Below are 20,933 nucleotides of genomic sequence, written 5' to 3'. Positions count from 1 at the left end.
CCTCAGCCTCTCGCAGTTTCCGTATGATCTGTTCTGCCGTGTAGCGTTTCCGTGTCATTATGCACCCCTTTCTTGCTTGCTCCAGAGCTAGAGTCTAACTCTAACACTGGACCAGTTTCAGGGGGGCAGGTCACCCCCTACCAAACCAACGGTCAGGGGCCACTACTGTTTTGTAAATTGATAGGGGGGGGCACCCCCCTCCCTTGGGCCGCTTTTCGCCCCATTTCTTGACTCCGATGCATTCCGCATACTCTATACTCCATACGTGATACTCGATACTCCATACTTCCCCATGTATGCCGCCCCGGCGTTTTGTCAAGGATTTTGCCTAATTTGCCGCTTTTGCCGGATTTGCCGGAATTGCCGCATGTGCCGCTTTTGCCGGATCCCGCCTCCCCCTTGAGGGGGGAGGACAAAGCTTGTCCTGGCGGACAGGCCAGGGGTGGGGGTGAATCACCCTCCCCTGAATCCCCTCCCATCAAGGGAGGGGCGGAAATTCCCCCACATGTGGGACACGACCCTGCTGGAAGCGAAGGTGTTGACTGAACGATGGCAAATGGTATAATACGATACGAAAATACGAAACGACCGCACAGCGCGCTGGGGTATCGGCCGCCGGCGGCGCCGGCGGCGGTTCTGCCGCAGTGTTTCGCTACGCTCAACACGGCGGCAGGGCAGGAAAGACTAATTTGGAGCTGGCTTCAAAAAGTAATTTAAAAACTTGTGAGGATATATGTCTAAGAAAGACCGCGTCAAGCTGATCAAAACCCCGCTCCCTGGACCCAAGACGCGCAAGCTGACGAAGCGCGGAACCGAGTTGTTGTCGTACGGCGAATACGGGGATGAGGAGGAGATCGTCTTCCTGGCCTCGAGCGCCCAGGGCTCGCTCATCGAGGACGTCGACGGCAACCGCTTCATCGATTTCGGATCGGGCTGGGGCAACAGCAACGTCGGCAACTGCAACCCGGAGGTCGTCGAGGTGATCAACCAGATGATGGGGCGGCTGGGCGTGGGCTACTGGACCGCGTACGCCAACACCGTACAAAGGATCGAGCTGGCCGAGAAACTCCTGTCCGTTTGTCCCGAGCGGATTAACCGGGTGACGTTCCTGACCACCGGGACCGAGGCGGTCGAGGGGGCGCTGCGGATCATGCGGCGCGCCTCGGAGCGCCCTTTCGTCCTCTCGTTCTTCGGGCAGTTCCACGGGGTGTCTTACGGCGCGCTGGGCGCCGGCACGATGACTTCGGAGGGGCGCGAGGACACGGCCCCGCTCGTGAACGGCTTCCTCTTCGCACCGTACCCGTACACTTATCGGACGCCGCTGCGGTCGAGGAGCGGAGGCGGCGCGGGCCGGGCCACGCTGGAGTACATCGAGGACATGCTTCTCACATACCAAATCCCCGACGAGAGTATCGCGGGCGTCCTCGTCGAGCCGGTCATGGGGGAGTCCGGGGTCTGGATTCCCCCGGACGACTTCCTCCCCGGGCTGCGCAAGATGTGCGACCGCTACGGCTGGTACCTGTGCATAGACGAGGTGCAGAGCGGGTTCGGCCGCTGCGGCAAGATGTGGGCCTTCGAGCACTGGAAGGGCGCCGAGCCGGACATTATCGTCATCGGGAAGGGGATTTCCGGCGGCCTGGAGCCGATCGCGGCCGTCGCGGGCCGCGCCGAGGTCATGGACAAGGCCGAGGCGTCCGTGTCGGGGACCTACGCGGGCACTCCCGCCGGCTGCGCCGCGGCCATCAAAACCATCGAGATCCTGTACCGCGACGGGCTCTTCGATTACGCGACCGAGCTCGGCGAGTACGGGCTCGGGCGCCTCAGGGAGATGTATGAGAAGTACCCGATCATCGGGGAGGTCCGGTGCAAGGGGCTGTGGCTCGCGGTCGAGTTCGTCAAGGACCGCAAGACCAAGGAGAAGCACTTCGAGGCGGCGAAGCGCGTCAACGCCGAGTGCCTGAAGAGGGGCCTCTACATGATTTACGACGAAATCGGGTGGTTCGTGCGCATCCAGCCGCCGCTCAACATCGAGCGCTCCCTCTTCGAGCAGGGAATGGACATCCTGGAAGAGGCGATTTCAATCGCGAACGAGGAGTAGCTTGCCCGCCAAGCTTGTCCTGGCGGACACGCCAGGGGTCGTTAGGGCGGGCCGGCTTCCAGGACTTGACAAGGCGGCCTGAAGGCTACGATGCAATGCCCTCAAGGGAAACGCGGAAATTCCCCCACATGTGGGACACGACCCTGCTGGAAGCGAAGGTATTGACAGAACGATGGCGAATGGTATAATACGATACGAAAATACGAAATGACCGCACAGCGCGCTGGGGGTATCGGCCGCCGGTGGCGCCTGCGGCGGTTCTGCCGCCGTGTTTTCGCTACGCTCAACACGGCCGGCAGGGCAGGAAAGACTAACTTTGTAGCTGGCACGATTTCAAAAAGTAAATCAACAACTTGGAGGATTACGTTATGAAGAAAATCATTGTTATCGGCGCAGGAGCGCAGGGAAATGTGGTTGCCGGAGTACTTTCGGCACAGGACGACATAGATACCGTAATGCTTGCAGATATTGACATCGGCAGGGCAAACGAAGTCGCGGAAGTATTAGGATCACCAAAGATAAAAACCGTAAAAGTCGATGCATCAAATCTCGACGCGCTGACAGCAGTGATAAAAGAAGGCGGTTATTACGCTGTGGTAAACGCAACGGTTTCAGAGTTTAACAGGAATATTATTGAGGCAGCCCTTGCTGCAAAGGTAAATTATTTGGATATGGCGTCAGACGAAATATTGGAAAGTAAAAGAAAGACCACGCCCCAGGATCCATTCCTTGTTGATCAGCTCGATTACGCGAAAGATTTTGAAGATGCCGGATTAAAGGCTTTTATTCTTATCGGCAGTGATTCCGGCACAGTAAACGTGATGGCAAAAGAAGCTGCGGATGAACTTGATGAAGTTGATTATATCGGAATTAAGGATTACGGCTTCGTGGAATGTGACGAACCAGTGGCACATTGGTCCTTCCCAACTTACCTTGGAGACTGCGCGGATGAACCTATCTGGTGGGAAGATGGTGAGTATAAAATCGGAGAACCATTTTCAGGAGAAGAGGAACATTATTTTGAACCGCCCATGGATCGAAAGGTAAAGGTCTATTATCATCTGCATGAAGAGCCGATTACCATACCAAAATTTATCGGAAAGCCTGTTAAATATTGTGATTTTAAAATGGGTGAACCAGGCAGTGAGATGTGGGAGTTTATGTTAGAGGGGCTTGGCCTGATGGATGAAGACCCCATTGATGTAAAGGGAGTTAAGGTTGTTCCAAGGGATGTGTTTTTTGCACTGCTCCCAAAGTCAATGACTCCGAAACAATGCATGGAACTGGTTAAGAGTAAAAGACTCTTCAGCCGGATGCAGGTCGAAGTTGATGTGAAAGGAAAAAGAGGCGGCAAAAAATATCACTACAAGTTATGGACTGACAATCCGAGTGTTGTAGAGACTTGCAGCAGAATAAAAGGAACCAATGATCTCTCCTATATGGCTTCACTGCCAGTATCGATTGCTACTTTAATGATGATGCGTGGCCAGTTGAAGCAAAATGGAGTATTCCCCGCAGAAACCCTTGATAAAGAAGAAAGAAAAATTTTCTTTGCAGGTCTTGAGGAATGGGGAATTAAGGTTAACAAACGAGTTAAGGAAATAAAATAAACTATAGAAACCTCCGAAAAATACCTCTGAGCGGCTTGTGGGCAGAACGCATCGGTTTTTAGCCCCTTTTCGGTGTCTGCGAGTGGGGAATCTCCTTCCCCGCGCTCCCGCTGGAGCGCCTCGCGGCGCCGTTTTTTTTCGCACCCCGCTCACACCCGTCCCTCCGCTTCGGTAAGCTTCACCATTCTCTTGAGGTTGTGCGCCAGCGCCGACAGGTACACCTGCAGGCGCGCCCCCTCCTCCCCGAGGTAGCGTATCCTCGGCAGTCCGCACCAGCGCTTCATCGAGCAAAACGCCGCCTCCACTCTTCCCCGCCCCTTCGCCCACATCCGGTTCATCGCCTTTTTCTTCCCTCGCCTTCGCGCAGCCGCTACGGCCCTGGCTACGGCGGAGTAAGTCTGCCAACCCCCACCCCCCAAACTCTGAATTTCCTGAACTCCCTGAACCCTATCGGTCATCTGTCATCTGCCATTCGCTAACCCCCCCCCTTCCCTCCCTCCAAAATTCCCCCAGAAAAAGCTTGACAGCGCGCCCCAGGCGTGCTATCGTATACTGAGACTGGGTCGCAATAGCAAGAAAAGGAACGAGAGCACTATGCCGAGGAAAACCGCAGACGGCAGGAAGGCCCCCCCGCCCTCGCTCGAGGAGTGCCTGGAGGCCTTCGAGGCCTACCTGCGCCGCAAGGGGCTCCGGATGACGATGCCGCGGCGCGTCCTGGTCGAAAGAATCTACCGCGTCCACGACCACTTCGACGCCGACGGCCTCCTCGTGGAGCTCCGGCGAAAAAATATTCCCGTCTCCCGCGCCACCATCTACCGCACCCTGGAGCTTCTCTCGGAGGCGAACCTCGTGGTCAAGACCGCGCTCAGCGACGCCAGGGCCTCGTACGAGTTCGCCTTCGGGCATGACCACCACGACCACCTCATCTGCAACGCCTGCGGCGCCATCGTGGAGTTCAAGGACGACGTGATCGAGCAGCGGCAGGGAAAAATCTGCAGGGAATTCGGCTTTACCCTCGCCTGCCACAGCCACAAGATTTACGGCCTCTGCCCGCTCTGCCGCCGCAAGCGGAGCCGGAGCGCACGGAGAAAGCCGTGAGCCCGACCGCGCGCGCCGCGGCCGGCGAACAACCTGAATCCAGGGTGCTCCTCGCCGGCAACCCGAACGTCGGCAAGAGCGTTATCTTCGGGCTGCTCACGGGCCGGTACGCGATTGTTTCCAACTACCCGGGCACCACGGTCGAGGTCGCCCGGGGCGAGGGCACGCTCAACCGCCGACGCGTGACCGTCGTGGACACGCCCGGCATCAACAGCCTGCTTCCCACGAGCGAGGACGAGCGCGTCGCGCGCGACATCCTCCTCGCGGGTGGCTGCGACGCGGTGGTGCAGGTGGCCGACTCGAAGAACCTCTCGCGGGCGCTCCTGCTGACGCTCGAGCTGGGCGAGATGGGCCTGCCGGTGGTCCTCGCGCTCAACATGGCGGACGAGGCGCGCTCGCGCGGCATCGAGATCGACGCGCGGCGCCTGGGCGAGCGCCTTGGCGTCCCCGTCGTCTCCACGGTGGCCGTCGAGCGCAAGGGAGTCGGCGCGCTCGTCGCCGCCCTTCCCGACGCGCGCGTCCCCCGGCTCTCCGCGCACTATCCCAAGCCCATCGAGGAGGCGCTGCGGCAGGCGGAGGAAACGCTTCCCTTCGCGGGCGGCCGGCGCGCCGTGGCGGCGATGGCGCTCGCGGGCGACGAGACGCTCGCGCCGTGGTTAAAGAAAAATCTCTCGCCCGAGGCGCGGCTCCGCCTCGCGGGCCTGCGCACCCGCATGGAGCGCCGCTACGACGAGCCCGTCGCCTCCCTCCTCCACCGCGCCCGCCTGGAAGCGGTCGAGCGCCTGGCCGCAGAATACGTCGTGCGCAGCGGAAAGGTCCGCGCGTCGGGCCCGGCGGCGCGCCTCGGCGCCGCGGCGATGCATCCCGTGTACGGCCTCGGAGTGCTCGCCCTCGTCCTCGCGGGCATGTGGCTGTTCGTGGGGGGCCTCGGCGCGGGGGTGCTCGTGGGTTTATTGGAAAACACGCTCTTCGGGAAATTCATCAACCCCGCCGCGGTCTGGCTGTTCGAGCGCCTCGCGCCGTGGGCCCTGGTGCGTGAGCTCTTCGTCGGCGAGTTCGGCCTCATCACCATGGGCGTCACGTACTCCGTCGCCATCATCCTGCCCATCGTCGCGACGTTTTTCCTCGCCTTCGGCATCCTAGAAGACAGCGGCTACCTGGCGCGCCTGGCGCTCATGATGAACCGCCTCTTCCGCCTCATGGGCCTCAACGGCAAGGCCGTGCTTCCCATGGTGCTCGGCTTGGGGTGCGACACGATGGCCACGATGACGACGCGGATTCTCGAAACCCGCAGGGAGCGCCTCATCACGACGCTCCTTCTGGTGCTCGCGGTGCCGTGCTCGGCGCAGCTCGGCGTCATTGCGGCCATGATGGCCGTGCTCCCGCTCCCGGCCCTATTCCTCTGGCTCGCCGTCGTGCTCGGCGTGCTCGTGTCGGTGGGGTGGCTCGCGGCGCGGGTGCTCCCGGGGAAGGGCTCGGACTTCGTGCTGGAGGTTCCGCCCATGCGAAGGCCCACGCTTTCGAACATCGCGGTCAAGACGCTCGGGCGCGTCGAGTGGTACCTCAAGGAGGCCGTGCCGCTTTTTCTCATCGGCACCGCCATCGTGTTCGCGTTCGACAAGCTCCGCGTCCTCGGCTTCCTGCGCGAGGCCGGCGCGCCGGTCGTGCAGAGCTTCCTGGGGCTTCCCGCGGCCGCCACCGACGCCTTCGTCATGGGATTCCTGCGGCGCGACTTCGGCGCGGCGGGCCTTTTCGTACTGTTGGAAAAAGGCGCACTCGGGCCGGCGCAGGCGCTCGTCGCGATCGTGGTCATCACGCTCTTCGTTCCCTGCGTAGCCAATTTCCTGATGGCCATAAAGGAGCTCGGCCTGCGCGCCGGCGTACTAATCGCCATGTTCGTGTTTCCGCTCGCCGTCGCGGTCGGCGGCGCCGTCCGCGCGATGCTTCACGCAACGGGATGGCTCGGAGGATGACACCAGTGGCAAGATTCAACGCCTACACCTGCGCGCTCTGCGGCTTCGGGTTCGCCGCCCCCGCCGAGGCTTGTTCCGGGTGCGCCGTCGCGGGCGTCGTGTGCCCGACGGGAAGCTCGCTCGCGGCGTGCCCGCGGTGCGGGCACCGGTTCCCGCGCCAGTCCGCCGTAATAAACCTCGCAAGGCGCGCCATCGGGTGGCTGCGCGAAAGAAGGAAACTCCGCCATGCGGATTGAGCGGCACGTCCCGGCCGAGGAAGTCCTCGAAGAAATCTGGACCATGAGCGAGGAGGACGGGCCGCCCACGGTGGACGTGCTCCGGGCCGCGAGCAAGATCCAGCCCCTGGACGAGACGCTGGACATCCTGACGCGGCGCGGCGCCGTCTCCTGCGAGAACCGCGTCGTGGAGCTCACCCGCCGGGGCCGGAGCGAGGCGGAGGAGATCGTGCGCCGCAACCGCCTCACCGCCGTGCTCCTCTCGCAGCTCTTCGATCTGGAAGCCCGGGAGGTCGAGGACGTGGCGTGCGAGCTGGAGCACGTCCTAAACCGCCGCGTCACGGAAAGCATTTGCACTTTCCTTGGTCACCCCCCGCTCACGCCGGACGGGCGGCGCATTCCGAAGGGGAAGTGCTGCGAAAGCGCGCGCCGGGAGCTCGAGCCGCTCGTGAAACCGCTCACGACGACGGCCGTGGGGGACGAGGTGCGGGTCGTCTTCCTGGTTCCCGGGACCAAGGCGCGCCTCAGAAAACTCAGCAGCCTCGGCCTGGTGCCCGGGAAAACTGTGCGGCTCGCCCAGAAGCTGCCCTCCTACGTCCTCGAGATGGGCGAAACCACGATCGCGCTCGAAGAGGACGTCGCCAGCAACATCTACGTCAAGGAGGCCTAGGGGAAGCCGTCCTCGTCCACCGCCCCGCCCCAGGCAAGGAGGTCAAGGTGCACGCCACGCCCGGACTGTGCAAAAATATCCTTCTTTCAAAAGGCCACCGCCATGCCCATGTCCAAAGGCATTCAAGCGCCGCCGCTTAGGACGCGCCTGCTCATCGCGGCCGTAGCGCTGTCCGCAGCCGCCGTCGGTCTCGTGAATCTCTGGAGCGAGGCGCCCGACGCGAGGGCGCTTTTCGTCGCTTTTGTTCCGCTGCTTGCGGCATGGTTTTTTTCGGGCCTGCGCGCAGGACTGAAAACCCTCGGCGCGGCGGTAGCGCTCCTGTGGGGCGCGGCGGCGGTGGCGCTCCACCGCGGCGCGGAGGGGCTCCTTTCGGTTGCGGTGCTGCGGGCCACGGGCACGCTGCTCATGATCTGCCTGGCGCTCGTCATCGTCGCCGAAACGCTCTTCATTCCCCGGCTCAGCACCCGAAGGCGCGGGCGATGCGCCTGCTCGCATGAAGAAAAAGCGGGAGGAGGTGCTTGACGGCCGCCCCGGCCCGGCTTTACTTGAAGCTTTCCTGGAGAAGATTCAGGGAGCCGTCCCCCCGCTTGGAAAAGAGACAGTAGCAGGGAACGTCCGAGGCTACGCGGGACATAAAAGCGGAAACGTGTTCGGTGTTCAGGTCCGGGTGGAAATTGCCGTATTGGGCCGCCACCGCCAGCTCTGCCATGGCGCGGACGCCGGAAAGCGGCTCGAGGCGGTCCTCCGAGGCCTGGTGGAGGTGCAGAAACGCACGGACGGGATATTCACCCGTGGCGCTGAACGTCCCCCCGAAAGGAGCGCTGGAGACCCGGCAGCGCCCGCGCTCAAAGCGCAGCATCAGGATCTCGTCGGCGAGCACACGAAAGCGCCCGCTCCAGAATGCGATATGGCTCAGCGTGGACTTTCCGATTCCCGAACGGCCGGCCAGGACGAACGCCTCTTCCCTGCCGCAAGGCGAGCGGCCCGGGCGGGGAACGAGCGCCGCGCCGTGAAAGAGGACCGTTCCCTCCGCCGGCCCTTGTTGGCAAAGGACGTATTTGGTTACGGTTTCAAGGTGACGGGGGATTACCTCCCGTGGAGTGTCGACGGCTACGGCGACGCGCGTGCGCCGCCGGGCCCACTCCAAGCGGGCGGCCGTGTAGTAAAAAAGCGCCGTGCTCGCCTCCCCGTCGCCGGCGTCGAGCAGATCTCCGGCCGGGGCGTGCTCGGGAGCGCGCGCCGGGTGCATGAACCATGAGCGGTCCCGCGCTTCAAAGACTTCCAGCGTGTGGTGCGCCCGGCTGTTATCCCGCGCGAGAAAGCGCCGCTGGCGCTCCGAAAAGACGCGCTCGACGGGAAGCGCCGTCGCCGCGTCAACGACGAGCCCGCCGAAGCGAAACTTTGCTTGAGCGCCCGGCACCTGCGGCGCGTCGAAATACTCAGGAGAAGGCTTCCAATACCAGTCGGTCATGGAAAGCAAGGCGGACGGTCAATGGCCGGACAGCCTCGCAGCGAGCGGCACGGTGTTTCGGCCTGCAATCACGCCGGACACGGAACGCCGGGAAGCGCCCGGCGCTGGCACTCCACAAGGTTGCGGATCCCACGGTCGGAGAGCGCGAGCATGGCGCGGAACGTTTCTTCCGGAACGGGCTCCGTTTCGGCCGTGCCCTGAATCTCGATGATCTCCATGCGCTGCGTCTTGACGACGTTCACGTCAAGCTGGGCGCGCGAGTCTTCGGCGTAGTCCAGATCCAGGAGCACCGAGCCGTCCACGAAGCCGACGCTCACGGCGGCGGCAAAGTGTCGAAGCGGCCATTCGACGATGCTCTCGTCGAGCCGGAGCTTCTCCATGGCAAGCGCGAGCGCCACGAACCCCCCCGTGACGGCCGCCGCCCGAGTGCCGCCGTCGGCCTGCAGGACGTCGCAGTCCACCGTGACGGTGCGCTGCCCGAGCGCGCCCAGGTCGCACACGGCGCGGAGGGAGCGGCCGACGAGGCGGCTTATCTCGCTCGAGCGGGCGCCGCTGCTGCCCCTTTCGCGGGGAATGCGCACGTTCGTGGCGCGGGGAATCATCGCGTACTCCGCCGTAACCCAGCCCGTGCCCATTTTTTTCGGGTCGTTGCGCAGAAAATGCGGCACGCCACTTTCGACGGTGGCCGTGCACAAAACGCGCGTCTCCCCCACCTCGATGAGGGCCGAGCCTTCGGGGTGCCTAAGCGGGTGGGGCTCGATCCGGACGGGCCGCATCGCATCGGCCGCGCGCGCGTCGACTCGATAGGGATTCACCAAGGCTGTTTCTTCACGAGCCATGTTCACCTTCTTTCTCTAAGGAACAGGGGCGTGGAGAAATTCCCACGCCATTTCGACGAGGGCGCGCACCCCGAGGGGCAGCGCCGCTTCATCGAGTTGAAACGTCGGTGTGTGCAGTGCGCTCACGGCTCCCGCGTCTTCGTTCCGGACGCCCAGGCGGATGTAGAAGCCGGGAACGCGCTCCGCGTAAAAGGCGAAATCCTCGCCGCCCATCGTGGGCTTGGCCTCGACGACGACGCCCGGGCCCGCCACGCGCCCGAGCGCGTCCAGCATGCCGCGCCCGAGGTCGGGGTCGTTGTAGGTCACGGGGGCGAGGTCCTCGTATTCCAATTCGTACTCGGCGCCGTGCGCGCTCGCGACGCCGCTCAGGATTCGCTCGAAGTCCCTGCGAGCCTGCGCCCGCACGTCGCGGCTGTGGGCGCGCACCGTGCCATGAAACGTAATGCTCTCGGGAATAATGTTCCAGCGCCGCCCGCCCTCAACAATGCCCACCGAGACCACCACGGGCTCCCGCGTGTCCACCGTGCGGCTCGCAATCGTCTGAAGCGCCGTTATGGCATGGGCGCTCGCCACGACCGGGTCCACGCCCTCCCACGGGTAGGCGGCGTGCGTCTGCTTGCCGTGCATCGTCACCTTGAAGCGGTCGACGCTCGCCATCGTGCCGCCGAACGTATAACCGATTTTTCCCGCCTCCAGGGTGGGAAAAACATGAAGCGCGAAGATGGCGTCCACCTTCGGGTTTTCCAAAACGCCCTCCTCGACCATCAGAAGCGCTCCGCCCTCTTCGCCCGGAGGCGCGCCTTCCTCCGCGGGCTGAAAGATAAATTTCACGGTGCCGCTCAAGTCGCCCTTCATCAAGGCGAGGACCTCGGCTGCGCCGAGAAGAACTGCCGTGTGCGCGTCGTGCCCGCAGGCGTGCATGACGCCCGGGTTTTTCGAGGCGAACGGCAGCCCCGTCGCCTCCGCAACGGGCAGGGCGTCCATGTCGGCCCGAAGCGCGGCGCAGCGCCCGGGCCGCGCACCCCGCAGGAGGGCCACAACGCCGTGCCTGGCGACACCGGTCTGCACCTCGAGGCCCAACTCGCGGAGACGCTCGGCCACGACACGGGCGGTGCGCTCCTCGCGGTTCGAAAGCTCGGGATGGGCGTGAAAATTTCTCCGAAGCTCGATGACGCCCGGCATCACATCCCGCACCTTGGCTTCCACGCCGGGCGGCGAATCGGCCCGGGCTCCTCCGGCGACCGAGCCCAGGATTGCCGCGATTCCAAAGGCGGCGGGTGCGAGACAAAACGTTCTTTTCATGGCGTGAATCCTTCTGAGTAAGTATATTATACCACTTCTTCCAGTCTTCGTTCGAAACGAAGTGAGAACGAAGACTGCCACGGCGAAGCCCGCGGGCGAAGCCGGGCAGCCGTTCGACGACGCGAACGTTCGTTTCGAACTTCGCCTTGGCAAGCCTGCCGGTTTATCCCGCTCGGACGCCTCAATCCATACAGCAGGTTGATAATTTACGCTCCCTCGGTTAACCTGTTAGCCTGAATTGGAATGTTTCCGCTCGGAGGGCACAGTGTTCCATGTAAGCAGGTTTCGTCTATTATCAATCGCCCTTGCCGTCGTCGTCGGGGCGGCCTTTTCCGCGCACGCCAAGGAAGAGGCCAAGAACGACCTGGAGCGCCTCTACGACGAGTTCAACCAAATCACCCTCGACATTTCAAAAGGTTTCGCCGTCAAGAATCTTCTGCTTGAGCACGACAGCTTCTCCGCGACGCTCGAGGACGGAAACATTTTCTTTTCAAACAAAATCGGCGACCAACTCTACGTCGCGGTCTTCCTCGGCAGGGGAAAAATGACCATCGACATCCCCGAGCCCGTCAAAGACATGCAGTTCAGAAACATCCTCTGGTTGCGGGAAAGCATGGACCCCTCAAATAAAGACATCAAGGACCAGCCTTTCGCGCAAGCGTTCCTTGTGGTGCCGCAGGACGTTTACGAGCTTCTTTCGGGAGAACGGAAGGTGCCCGGCTCGGAAGTGACGGCAGCGACGGAGGGTAAGCTTCCGGAAAAGCGCCGCGAGCGCGCCAAGAAGCTTTTCCGCCGGCAGGCCGGCCCGCCCGACTGGCGGGAGATTCCCGTTCGCGTCGTTGTGTGGCACCATCTGAACAATTTTCCTAACGAGCACTTCGAATTCCGAGCAAACACCGAGGATTTCGAATGGGTTCGGTATCGGTTTAATCCCAACCTCGAGCGCGAATGCAATGCAAGGCGCATCTCCTATGAAACGGCGTGGGGACGCCGGCAGGTGATCTGGAGAGGGGGCGTAAACTGGGACCGCCGGGAAGACTATCGGCAGGACGAGGGCGGCTGGACGGCGAACCTGCGAAAGCGCCTTCACGAAGACCGCCGCCCCATCGAGATTCTTCATTACGATATGGACATCACGGTGGAAACGGACGTGTTCCTTAAAAATAGAATGACGATGCGCATTCGCCCGCGAAAGGAGGGAGTGCGCTGCGCATGGTTTGAATTTTGGTCCCACATCCCCGACTACAATCAGAAGGCCTTTATCATAAAGAAATGCACGGACGCCGGGGGGAATCCCCTTCCCTTTTTCCACGACCGTAATGAGCTTCTGGTGGACATGGGAAAGCCCATGGAAACGGGAAAAGATTATACGGTCGCTCTGGAGTATGAGGCTAAATTTGTCTGGCTGGACGGCGATTATCCATGGTACCCACAAGTAGGCGCTATGGAAAACGAGGCCACTTACGATGTTAAAGTCAGAGTGCCTCTCAAATTCACCATGGGGGCGTCCGGCACAACGGTGAAGCGCTGGGAGGAACCCGGCTACGAATGCCTGCACACGCGCCTCGATAAGCCGGTGCGCAATTTCGCCGTCTTTTTCGGAGAATACCAACGGCGCTTCAGCAAGCTTTACGACGTCGAAGAAGCTCCGGAAACGAAGGAATTCGCCGAGAAATGGGGCAATCCCACGATTTCCGTCTATGGTTCTCAACGACAAAATCTTCCCGACAGGCTTGCGCAAGCGTGCAGCTTCCTCCAATTCTACAGCCAATATTTTCAAATGCCTTTTCCTTATGACGAATTGGACATATTCACAGCGTCCAAAATGAGGCCGCACACCCCCGGATTGGTACAGGCGTCGATGGAGAATAACCGCTATCTCGCCCATCAACTGGCGCACCAATGGTGGCCGGAAATCACCGGCATGCGAAACTATCACGAAGACGCATGGCTGAGCGAGGGATTCGCAGAATATGCATGGGGGCTTTCCCTGGAGTTCTTCAAGGAACAAAGAAAGAAAGGCTCGGGCGCTGCGGCGTTGTCGGAAGAAGCGGAGACACAGTGGCTCATGGGTCCCGAGGGCGGATTCTACGGGAGAGGAATCCTCACCCTGGAGCCTTACAAACAAGCCTCCCTCTATTCTCCCGGGGGGAGCTACAAACCCAGTTTGCGCTTCTCACGCTGGGAGAGCTACAAAACCCAGGTGCACCGAAAAGGTCCCTACGTTCTCCACATGCTCCGCCAGATCCTAGGCCCCGAGCTTTTCAGGGCGCTTCTGACACGGTTTCTAAGAGATTTCGCGGGAAGGCAGCCCGTTACGCCCGACTTCATCGACACCGTCAAGAAGGTCGTCGGCGAATACATGTGGAGCGAGCCGTTCAGGGCCTACCGTGAAAGCAAGACGCCGGTCGCGGAGTGGCCGCGCGAGACTCGGAATCAATTCCTCCTCCTAGATGATTTCTACAAGAATCTCGACGACTGGTTCGAGGACTGGTACATCGACCCGGGCCACGCCAAGATCCGCTTCTACTGGAGCGTGCAGGAGGACGCCGAAAAAGACGGCTACGTCTTTACGGGCCGCATCAAGCAGGACCCGGAGGAATTCAAGCTGGTGCTCGCGCCCATCACCCTGCGCTTCAAAAAGCACCGCGCGCTCAAGCAGCGCTTCTTCGTAGACGAGCCGGATTACGAGTTCCAACTGCACGTTCCCGGAGAGCCGACGGAAGTGGTCTTCGACGAACTGAAGACGCTCGCCGCCGCGGTCACGGCCGAAGAAGAGTGGAAGTAATTTCAAAATCCTTTTTGGTTGTAGGGCGGGACTTATGCCGACCGAAGGCCGGGTGCCGACCAAGGCCCGACGCCGAAGCCGTTTTTTTGTAAGGGCAATTCACGAATTGCCCCCACGGGCGGCTCGTGAGCCGCCCCTACGTCTTGCTGGCCCCTGATCCCTGACAACTGGCTGCTGGTTCTTGGCGGCCGCTAGAACGGCCAGACGCGCGGCACCCACCAGAGGCAGAAGAAGAAAAGAATGACCGTAAGCGGCAGCCCGATCTTCGCGAAATCCTTGAAGCGGTATCCGCCGAGACCGTAGACGAGCAGGTTCGCCTGGTGGCCGATGGGCGTGAGGAACGTCGCCGAGCACGCGATGGCCACGGCCATGAGCAGAGGATAGGGAGACACGCCGAGGCCGTCGGCGACCTGCACGGCCACGGGCGCGACGAGAACGGCCGTGGCGGGGTTCGAGAGCACCTGGGTGAGCGCCGAGCTCGCGAGAAACAATAGCGCGAAGGCAACGTAGCCGCTCCCCGCCCCGCCCAGGGTGGAGATGCCGCCCGCGACCGCCGAGATGATTCCGGTCTTCTCCATCGCGGTGCTAAGGGGAATCATGCCCGCGATGAGAAAGACGACCTGCCAGTCAATCTCGCGGTACATCTCCTCGACCTTCATGCATCCCGTTAGCACCATAAGAAGTACGCCCAGGACGGCCGCCAGCGAGATGTGAAAGATTCCAAACCCCGCGAGAGCTACCACGATCGCCATCACGCCCACGGCGTGCCACGCCTTCTCGGTGCGGTGAAAAACGTAGTTGAGATGGCCGATGACCAGGAAGTTGGGGTCCTTGACCAGGCCGCGGATGCTCTCGGAAGGCCCTTCCACCAGCAGCACGTCGCCCGCTTGAAGCTCCTCGTCGGCGAGCGCGCGGTGGAGCGTTCTCGTGCCGCGACGAATGGCGAGCACCACCACGCCGTAGCGCGTGCGGAACTGCAGGCTCCGCACACTCTTGCCTATGGAAATCGAGTTAGGGGGAAGACTCACCTCGCTCAGCGCGAGTTCCTCGGCAAGGAGCACGTCGGGAGAAACTTCCTCCTCGGCGCGCATCTGGACGCCTTTGATTTTCTTGATTTCCATAAGATTCTCGGCGCTCCCCTCGACGACGAGGACGTCGCCCGAGCGGAGAACCTCGTGCGGGGGGGGAAGAAAAATCGCGATGTCGCCGCGCAAGATTTTCAGGACCTCGAGGCCCATGCGCCCGAGCTGCGCCCGGCCGAGCGCCTTGCCGACCCAGGGCGAATCATCGAGCATCACGAGCTCCGAGAGATAATCCTCGATCTCGTAGCGGTCGGCCAGCTCCGTCTGCGGCGTGGGCTGCCGCGCGGGAAGCACCCGATGGCCCCAGACAACCATATAGACGACGGACACGCCCGTGATGGCGAGCCCCGTCGGCACGTAGTCGAACATGCGGAAAGGCTCGTGCGGCGTGCCCTCGAGCGCGATGTTGATCAGAAGATTGGGCGGCGTGCCGATTAGCGTGCAAAGGCCTCCGAGGAGAGACCCGAACGAGAGCGGGATGAGGAGCTTGGTGGGCGCCAGCTCGGCGCGCCGCGCCGCCGCCATCACGGCCGGGATAAGGATCACGGTCGCCGCGATGTTGTTCATGAAGCACGACATCGCCCCCACGGCGAGCATGACGGTCGCCGTGAGAAGCAGGGGGTGCCCTCCGCCCACGGTGCTGATGAGCTTTCCCATAAAATCCGCGACGCCCGTTTTAACGAGGCCGGCGCTCAGAAGAAACATCATGACCACCGTGATGACGGCCGGGTTGCTGAACCCCGCAACGCCCTCCTCCACCGTCACGAGCTGAAACACCATCAGGACGGCCATGACGAGGAGCGCCACCAGGTCGGGGCGCATGATTTCCCTGGCGAACAGGTAGAGCGCACCCGAAAAGACCACGAGCACCAGCACAGATTCCCACCACATAGCGCTTCCATTTTATCCTAGCCCGCCCCGGTTGGCGAACGGGACGCTTCTCCCCGCGCGAAATTTGAATCCCTCCCTCCGTTCTGCTAAGCTCTTGTTTCAAGCGCCGGGAGGAATTTCAGCATGCGCGTGGCGTTGCTTCGGATCGAGATGCACTTTTTCGAAACCCGCTCCTTGAAGGACAAGCGCTCCGCCTTGGCACGCCTCCGCGCGGAGCTTCGCAAGCGCTTCAACGTTTCCGTCACCGAACTCGACCATCAGGATTTGTGGCAGCGCGCGACCTTCGGGCTCGCCTTCTTCGCGCCGCACGCCGACGCCGCACGGGCCGAGGAGGAAAAAATCCTGAGATTCCTCGAGTCGCGCCTCCCCGGCGAAATCGTGGAGCACACGCTTGAGCTCTGCTAAGAAACGCTCGCCGCACCTTCGCCAGCCCTCGCACCGCCCGGAGAGCGTGGGCGACCTGGTGCGCGCGGAGCTGGGGCGCCTGCTTCAGCAGGAGCTGCGCGATCCCCGCCTCGGCTTCGCCACGGTCATGGACGTCGTGATGAGCCGCGATTTGCGCCATGCGCGCGTTTACGTAAGCGTCCTGGGCGGCGCCGAGGCGCGTCTCCAAAGCGCCGAAGCGCTCCGAAGCGCCCGTGGATACCTTCGGCGGGAGCTCGGGCACGCGCTGGCGCTGCGCTTCGTGCCCGAACTCGATTTTCGCGTCGATTCGGCGGGCAAAGGCCCGGAATTAAAACCCACGGACACCTGAATGAAAAATCGGCGATTTAAATGAACGGCCTCCTCATCGTCAACAAGCCCCGGGGGATCACGTCGCACGACGCGGTGGACCGCGCGCGCCGGCTCCTGGGGGTGCGGCGCATCGGCCACACCGGGATTCTCGACCCCATTGCGACCGGGGTGCTTCCTCTCTGCGTGGGCCGCGCCACGAGGCTCTCGCAATTCATTCTGGCCGAGCACAAAACCTACGAGGGTATTTTCCGCCTCGGCTGGGCCACGACGACCTACGACGCCGACGGCGAGCCCGTGGGCGAGCGCAAGACGCCCAACGTCACGCAGGAGCAGGTCGAGGAAACGTTCGCGCTCTTTCGCGGGAAAATCCAGCAAATCCCGCCCATGTTTTCCGCCAAAAAGGTGGGCGGCAAAAAGCTCTACGAGCTCGCGCGCGAGGGAAAGGAAGTGGAGCGCAAGCCCGTCGATGTCGAAATTTTCGAGCTTCGCGTGCTCTCGTTCGACGGCGACCGCGTCGGTTTCCGCATGCGCTGCTCCTCGGGCGCCTACGTGCGGAACGTGGCCCACGACACGGGACAGAAACTCGGATGCGGGGGACACGTCGAGTCGCTCGCGCGCACGGCGGTGGGCCTCATGACCCTGGACCAGGCGGTGTCACTCGACGAGCTCACGCGAGAGAGCGCGGCCGGGCACGTGATCCCGATGGAAAAAATTCCCCTCGACATGCCCTTCATCCGCATCACGCGGGCGGGCCTCGCGCATTTGCGGCACGGCCAGCCCCTCGACCGCTCCGTCATCCTGCCCGCCCCTCCAGGGGAGGCGCAAGGCGAATCGGGCGGCGGCCGCCCCGTGCGGGTGCTCGGCCCCGAAGGAGAGCTGGTCGCCATCGCCGAGCGGCGCGCGGCGGCGTTCTTTCAGCCGCGCGTCGTGCTCCTCGCCTCCTAGGACATAAGAGAGCCATGCCGGGCTCCGTCCGCGTCGTGCAGGGAGACATCACCCGGGAAAGCGTGGACGCCATCGTCAACGCGGCGAACACGGATTTGCTGCTCGGGGGCGGCGTCGCGGGCGCCATCCGGCGCGCCGGCGGCCCCTCGATCCAGGAAGAGTGCAACCGCCTGGGGCCCGTCGGCCTCGGCGAAGCGGCCGCGACGGGAGCGGGCCGCCTGAGCGCAACTTACGTGATTCACGCCGCCGTCATGCACCTGGGCGGCTCGGCATCGCTCGAAAGCTCGGAGGCGGCCCTGCGCGCAAGCCTCCAGCTTGCCGACGACTTGTTCGTGCAAGCGGGAAAGGAGGCGGGAAGCCTTGCGGTGCCGGCCCTCGGCTGCGGCATCGGCGGTTTAACGGTCGAAGAGGCCGCGCCGCGGTTCGTCCAGGCGGCCCAAGAGTTTCTCAAAAAAGCGCGGTCGCTTCGAGAGGTTCGCTTCGTACTTTTTGACGTCCATTCCTTCGAGGTATTCAAGCGTGCCTTGCACTCAAGTGTTTCATAACGTAACATATTTTCGCCGCGCGTTCTTTCGCTCCAGCGAGCCTTAAAATCGGCCTATGGAAAAATCAAAAAAATTCTTTACTTATATATAGTTAGAACCACTTTCTCACGCCCTGTAAACTTGGCACATCGATTGCTTGGTCAATATGGTGGAGGATTTTAGAATGCATCATCGGGAACGCGGTTTTACGCTGATTGAAATGCTTGTCACGCTGGGGGTTCTTGCCATCCTCTCATTCGTGACCGTCGGGGCATTCGGCTCCTGGATGCTCCGGCAACGCTTGAACCTCAGCGGCCGCGAAACCGTGGCGCTCATGCAGCGGGCGCGAATCATCGCCATCAAGCGTTCCTCGACGACGCGCGTAGTCTTGATTCAGGGGGGCGAGGCGAGACTGGCGGAATTGGAAGTGAGAAACTCCACCGGCAATTGGGCGCGGGTTGACGGCGTGCGCTCGGAAGTGTTTTTGGCCGAGGGAGCGTTTTTCACTAAAGTCACCAATCCGGGTATCAACACTCCCCCGGAGCCAGAAGTGTACGTCTTTCGCAATAATGGACGCATAGCGGACGGATCAGACGGAATAATCGGCTCGGACATTTCGGTTTCCACTCTGGTTCTTCAGAACCGCTACGGCCACCAAGTGGAAATTGAATTGAGAGGTACGGGAAAAATCACCATCGTCAAAAAAGCCGGAGAGGAAGGATAACGGCCATGGCAAAAACGAAGCACAGCACGGACGAGCGCGGGCGGGGATGGGTTCGCGGCACCTCCGAGGGCCGCATCCCGGCCCGACCGAGTCCCGGGAAAGGCTTCACGCTCATCGAAGTTCTGGTGGCGATGGGCATTATGGCCATGATGATGGTCTCGATCGTGCAGCTTTTCGTGATGGCGACCTACGTGAACAAGAGCGTGGAGCAAAGGACCCGGCTGGCGAACATCGCTCAGATGCAGACCGAAGAGCTGAAGCGAACCTACATGTCCCTGCCCGTGGGTGTGGCGGTCCCCCCGGCCATCGGCACCGACGACGTCACGGCGCTTGCTTCTTACAATCCCAGCAGCGATTTCGAGACGTTTTTGCCATTCTTTCAGAGCCAGTGGGCGAAGGGCCGCGCGGCCATCTACGTGGCCGTGACCGTCAACGACATACGGCAATATCTTCCTTACACCAAGGACTCCACCCTGCCGGGCGGAGCCACCCTCGACGATTTCCTGCAGCCGGGAAGCGGCCTCGAGGCGTTCGTCACCTGGGTGGTGGACGGCGGAGTATACACCAGCCAAGCGCTCGAGGTGCGCTTGGACATCCGGTCGGGCTATCTCCTGTCGAACACGCCCTTTCTGAGAGACGTTGCCGTAAGCTACACCGCGGTTTTTCCAAGGCGGCAGGCATACAAACTCGATTAAAGCGATGCGACAAAAAACCGTTCCTCGCTCCCGTTCCGAAGCAGGCGTCACGCTGATGGAGATGCTCGTGGCCTCGGTGGTCATGCTGTTTGTCTTGGCCGGGCTTGCCGTCATCCTGGTAAGCACCACCCAAATTCAGGCCTACCAGAACGAGCTCGCCGAGGCGCAGCAGAACATGCGCATCGTGCTGACCATGGCGGGCGACCGCGCCTCCCGCGCCGGCACGGGACTCATGCCGCACACGCTCTCCCTTCAGACGGCGCAGGAGCTCGATGAGTTCAACTACGTGAAGACCGCCCGGACGAAGGTGGGATTGGACCCAAACGATCTCGTCTTCGGTGTCTATTACCAGCGGGACTTCCCCGGCGAAACGGCCGGAGCGGGCGCTCCGCTTCTCGACCGACTCACGCTCGAACAATACACCACCCATTTCGGCTGGAATGGAAACCAGGTCCATGTAAAGGCCCGCACGGGATTCTCACTTCCGGATTGGACGCCACCCGGGCAGATGCCGCTTCTGCTCTACAACGTCAGGCTCGGCAACGACATTATCACCGATACCACCATGTCCCCCGCGGTGAAGCTTCAGAACCTTTACACGAAAGCACTTCACTTTACACGCCTTGCCGCCGCACCCGCGGAAAACTCGCCGTCGGAGTCCATCAGCACCATTCAGATTCTCCACGATCCCACTTCACTGGGATGGAACCCGGGCGCCGCGCCCGGGGGCGACACGCCCATCCTGGTCTACGTGAGCGTCGCGCACGCCGTGTTCGCCTATAAGCGGGAGATCCTCTCCGTGACGGATTCTTCCGGCAATGTGATCGAAACGCCGGGCGGAAATTTCTACATGGCCGAATTCCTGCCCAGCACAGACACCAACGCGGCGAACGTTCAAGGCCAATTCGACCTCTATGCCGAGAACATCTACGATCTGGAGGCCGTCGCGGTCTTCCGCGACCCCAACACCGGCGCGAGCATCCGAGCGCGGATGTTCCCGCCGCCCATGGAAACCGTTACGACGTCCGTGGCTGCTTCGAAAGGTGACCCCCTGGAGGATCACTACCTGAACCGCATCAATTTGCGGGAAGTTGAAATTACCGTCACGGTGCGGACGGGGGAGCCGGTGCCGGCCGGAAGGGCGAAAGGGCTCTTCGTGAAGGCCGCGGATAGCAGCTATGTTTACCGCGTGGTGCGGGGCTCGACGCGCTCGCACATGCAGTCGTTCTATATGGACTATTCGTTCATGGCCGGCGCGAAGGAAGGTTAAAGC

General features: G+C 62.1%; 20 protein-coding genes. 14 read left to right on the top strand and 6 right to left on the bottom strand.

Features of this window, described 5'->3' with window-relative positions; translation table 11 throughout:
• Positions 1–733 precede the first annotated feature (733 nt).
• Together JSV08_10070 and JSV08_10065 are read left to right on the top strand one after the other, a co-directional pair.
• A complete protein-coding gene (locus JSV08_10070; protein ID UCF80827.1) occupies positions 734–2,098 on the top strand; it encodes an aspartate aminotransferase family protein in 1,365 nt (454 codons plus the stop codon).
• A gap of 368 nt (positions 2,099–2,466) precedes the next feature.
• Positions 2,467–3,708, top strand: a complete 1,242-nt coding sequence (locus JSV08_10065; protein ID UCF80826.1) for a saccharopine dehydrogenase NADP-binding domain-containing protein — start codon at positions 2,467–2,469, stop codon at positions 3,706–3,708.
• Between the two features lie 149 nt (positions 3,709–3,857).
• Here the strand turns inward: JSV08_10065 and JSV08_10060 are convergent, their stop codons facing one another.
• Positions 3,858–4,166: a transposase gene (locus JSV08_10060; protein ID UCF80825.1), complete on the bottom strand. Its 309-nt coding sequence runs from the start codon at positions 4,164–4,166 to the stop codon at positions 3,858–3,860.
• Positions 4,167–4,302: 136 nt separating this feature from the next.
• Between JSV08_10060 and JSV08_10055 the strand changes: the two genes are divergently transcribed.
• Positions 4,303–4,806: a transcriptional repressor gene (locus JSV08_10055; GenBank protein ID UCF80824.1), complete on the top strand. Its 504-nt coding sequence runs from the start codon at positions 4,303–4,305 to the stop codon at positions 4,804–4,806.
• The gene (gene feoB, locus JSV08_10050; GenBank protein ID UCF80823.1) at positions 4,803–6,779 is read left to right on the top strand and encodes a ferrous iron transport protein B; all 1,977 of its coding nucleotides are present in this window, start codon (positions 4,803–4,805) and stop codon (positions 6,777–6,779) included. The genes JSV08_10055 and feoB overlap by 4 nt, the downstream gene beginning before the upstream one ends.
• Positions 6,780–6,801: 22 nt before the next feature.
• On the opposite strand, the gene JSV08_10045 is transcribed toward feoB, so the two are convergent.
• On the bottom strand, positions 6,802–6,972 hold the full coding sequence (locus tag JSV08_10045; protein UCF80822.1) for a hypothetical protein: 171 nt from the start codon (positions 6,970–6,972) through the stop codon (positions 6,802–6,804).
• Between the two features lie 32 nt (positions 6,973–7,004).
• On the opposite strand from JSV08_10045, the gene JSV08_10040 reads away from it, so the two are divergent.
• The gene (locus JSV08_10040) at positions 7,005–7,664 is read left to right on the top strand and encodes a metal-dependent transcriptional regulator (protein UCF80821.1); all 660 of its coding nucleotides are present in this window, start codon (positions 7,005–7,007) and stop codon (positions 7,662–7,664) included.
• Between the two features lie 102 nt (positions 7,665–7,766).
• Positions 7,767–8,186 (top strand): hypothetical protein, encoded by a 420-nt coding sequence (locus JSV08_10035; protein ID UCF80820.1) that lies wholly within the window; start codon positions 7,767–7,769, stop codon positions 8,184–8,186.
• Between the two features lie 19 nt (positions 8,187–8,205).
• Here the strand turns inward: JSV08_10035 and JSV08_10030 are convergent, their stop codons facing one another.
• The 3 genes from JSV08_10030 to JSV08_10020 all read right to left on the bottom strand — a co-directional run bounded on the left by JSV08_10030 (position 8,206) and on the right by JSV08_10020 (position 11,276).
• Positions 8,206–9,135 carry a hypothetical protein gene (locus JSV08_10030; GenBank protein ID UCF80819.1) on the bottom strand — a complete coding sequence of 310 codons (930 nt, stop codon included), beginning with the start codon at positions 9,133–9,135 and terminating at the stop codon, positions 8,206–8,208.
• A gap of 68 nt (positions 9,136–9,203) precedes the next feature.
• Positions 9,204–9,974, bottom strand: coding sequence for a ribonuclease PH (gene rph / locus JSV08_10025; protein ID UCF80818.1), 771 nt, complete (start codon positions 9,972–9,974; stop codon positions 9,204–9,206).
• Between the two features lie 15 nt (positions 9,975–9,989).
• A complete protein-coding gene (locus tag JSV08_10020; GenBank protein ID UCF80817.1) occupies positions 9,990–11,276 on the bottom strand; it encodes an amidohydrolase in 1,287 nt (428 codons plus the stop codon).
• A 265-nt stretch (positions 11,277–11,541) separates the two neighbouring features.
• Between JSV08_10020 and JSV08_10015 the strand changes: the two genes are divergently transcribed.
• Positions 11,542–14,064 carry a hypothetical protein gene (locus tag JSV08_10015; GenBank protein UCF80816.1) on the top strand — a complete coding sequence of 841 codons (2,523 nt, stop codon included), beginning with the start codon at positions 11,542–11,544 and terminating at the stop codon, positions 14,062–14,064.
• A gap of 191 nt (positions 14,065–14,255) precedes the next feature.
• Here the strand turns inward: JSV08_10015 and JSV08_10010 are convergent, their stop codons facing one another.
• Positions 14,256–16,037: an SLC13 family permease gene (locus JSV08_10010; protein ID UCF80815.1), complete on the bottom strand. Its 1,782-nt coding sequence runs from the start codon at positions 16,035–16,037 to the stop codon at positions 14,256–14,258.
• Positions 16,038–16,160: 123 nt separating this feature from the next.
• Between JSV08_10010 and JSV08_10005 the strand changes: the two genes are divergently transcribed.
• The 7 genes from JSV08_10005 to JSV08_09975 all read left to right on the top strand — a co-directional run bounded on the left by JSV08_10005 (position 16,161) and on the right by JSV08_09975 (position 20,930).
• On the top strand, positions 16,161–16,442 hold the full coding sequence (locus tag JSV08_10005) for a DUF503 domain-containing protein (GenBank protein ID UCF80814.1): 282 nt from the start codon (positions 16,161–16,163) through the stop codon (positions 16,440–16,442).
• A complete protein-coding gene (gene rbfA / locus JSV08_10000) occupies positions 16,429–16,791 on the top strand; it encodes a 30S ribosome-binding factor RbfA (protein ID UCF80813.1) in 363 nt (120 codons plus the stop codon). The genes JSV08_10005 and rbfA overlap by 14 nt, the downstream gene beginning before the upstream one ends.
• Before the next feature lie 20 nt (positions 16,792–16,811).
• Positions 16,812–17,717 (top strand): tRNA pseudouridine(55) synthase TruB, encoded by a 906-nt coding sequence (gene truB, locus JSV08_09995; GenBank protein UCF80812.1) that lies wholly within the window; start codon positions 16,812–16,814, stop codon positions 17,715–17,717.
• Between the two features lie 14 nt (positions 17,718–17,731).
• Positions 17,732–18,262 (top strand): macro domain-containing protein, encoded by a 531-nt coding sequence (locus tag JSV08_09990; protein UCF80811.1) that lies wholly within the window; start codon positions 17,732–17,734, stop codon positions 18,260–18,262.
• 163 nt (positions 18,263–18,425) lie between these two features.
• Entirely contained in the window at positions 18,426–18,965 is a 540-nt protein-coding gene (locus JSV08_09985) for a prepilin-type N-terminal cleavage/methylation domain-containing protein (protein UCF80810.1), read from the top strand.
• Positions 18,966–18,970: 5 nt separating this feature from the next.
• Positions 18,971–19,660 (top strand): prepilin-type N-terminal cleavage/methylation domain-containing protein, encoded by a 690-nt coding sequence (locus JSV08_09980; GenBank protein UCF80809.1) that lies wholly within the window; start codon positions 18,971–18,973, stop codon positions 19,658–19,660.
• 4 nt (positions 19,661–19,664) lie between these two features.
• Positions 19,665–20,930: a hypothetical protein gene (locus JSV08_09975; GenBank protein ID UCF80808.1), complete on the top strand. Its 1,266-nt coding sequence runs from the start codon at positions 19,665–19,667 to the stop codon at positions 20,928–20,930.
• Positions 20,931–20,933: the final 3 nt, after the last annotated feature.

The organism is Acidobacteriota bacterium (assembly GCA_020349885.1).
GTDB lineage: Bacteria > Acidobacteriota.
Note: the sequence above shows the minus strand (reverse complement) of the source record. Positions and strands in the feature narration are given on the sequence as shown.

Bases quoted from the DNA above. Each gene is read 5' to 3' on its own strand.
- JSV08_10060 (UCF80825.1), bottom strand. From the start codon at position 4,166: ATGACCGATAGGGTTCAGGGAGTTCAGGAAATTCAGAGTTTGGGGGGT.
- JSV08_10070 (UCF80827.1), top strand. From the start codon at position 734: ATGTCTAAGAAAGACCGCGTCAAGCTGATCAAAACCCCGCTCCCTGGA.
- JSV08_10040 (UCF80821.1), top strand. From the start codon at position 7,005: ATGCGGATTGAGCGGCACGTCCCGGCCGAGGAAGTCCTCGAAGAAATC.
- JSV08_09990 (UCF80811.1), top strand. From the start codon at position 17,732: ATGCCGGGCTCCGTCCGCGTCGTGCAGGGAGACATCACCCGGGAAAGC.
- JSV08_10020 (UCF80817.1), bottom strand. From the start codon at position 11,276: ATGAAAAGAACGTTTTGTCTCGCACCCGCCGCCTTTGGAATCGCGGCA.
- JSV08_10045 (UCF80822.1), bottom strand. From the start codon at position 6,972: ATGGCGCGCCTTGCGAGGTTTATTACGGCGGACTGGCGCGGGAACCGG.
- JSV08_09980 (UCF80809.1), top strand. From the start codon at position 18,971: ATGGCAAAAACGAAGCACAGCACGGACGAGCGCGGGCGGGGATGGGTT.
- JSV08_10055 (UCF80824.1), top strand. From the start codon at position 4,303: ATGCCGAGGAAAACCGCAGACGGCAGGAAGGCCCCCCCGCCCTCGCTC.
- truB (UCF80812.1), top strand. From the start codon at position 16,812: ATGAACGGCCTCCTCATCGTCAACAAGCCCCGGGGGATCACGTCGCAC.
- JSV08_10030 (UCF80819.1), bottom strand. From the start codon at position 9,135: ATGACCGACTGGTATTGGAAGCCTTCTCCTGAGTATTTCGACGCGCCG.
- JSV08_10035 (UCF80820.1), top strand. From the start codon at position 7,767: ATGCCCATGTCCAAAGGCATTCAAGCGCCGCCGCTTAGGACGCGCCTG.
- JSV08_10065 (UCF80826.1), top strand. From the start codon at position 2,467: ATGAAGAAAATCATTGTTATCGGCGCAGGAGCGCAGGGAAATGTGGTT.
- rph (UCF80818.1), bottom strand. From the start codon at position 9,974: ATGGCTCGTGAAGAAACAGCCTTGGTGAATCCCTATCGAGTCGACGCG.
- JSV08_10010 (UCF80815.1), bottom strand. From the start codon at position 16,037: ATGTGGTGGGAATCTGTGCTGGTGCTCGTGGTCTTTTCGGGTGCGCTC.
- JSV08_09975 (UCF80808.1), top strand. From the start codon at position 19,665: ATGCGACAAAAAACCGTTCCTCGCTCCCGTTCCGAAGCAGGCGTCACG.
- JSV08_09985 (UCF80810.1), top strand. From the start codon at position 18,426: ATGCATCATCGGGAACGCGGTTTTACGCTGATTGAAATGCTTGTCACG.
- JSV08_10005 (UCF80814.1), top strand. From the start codon at position 16,161: ATGCGCGTGGCGTTGCTTCGGATCGAGATGCACTTTTTCGAAACCCGC.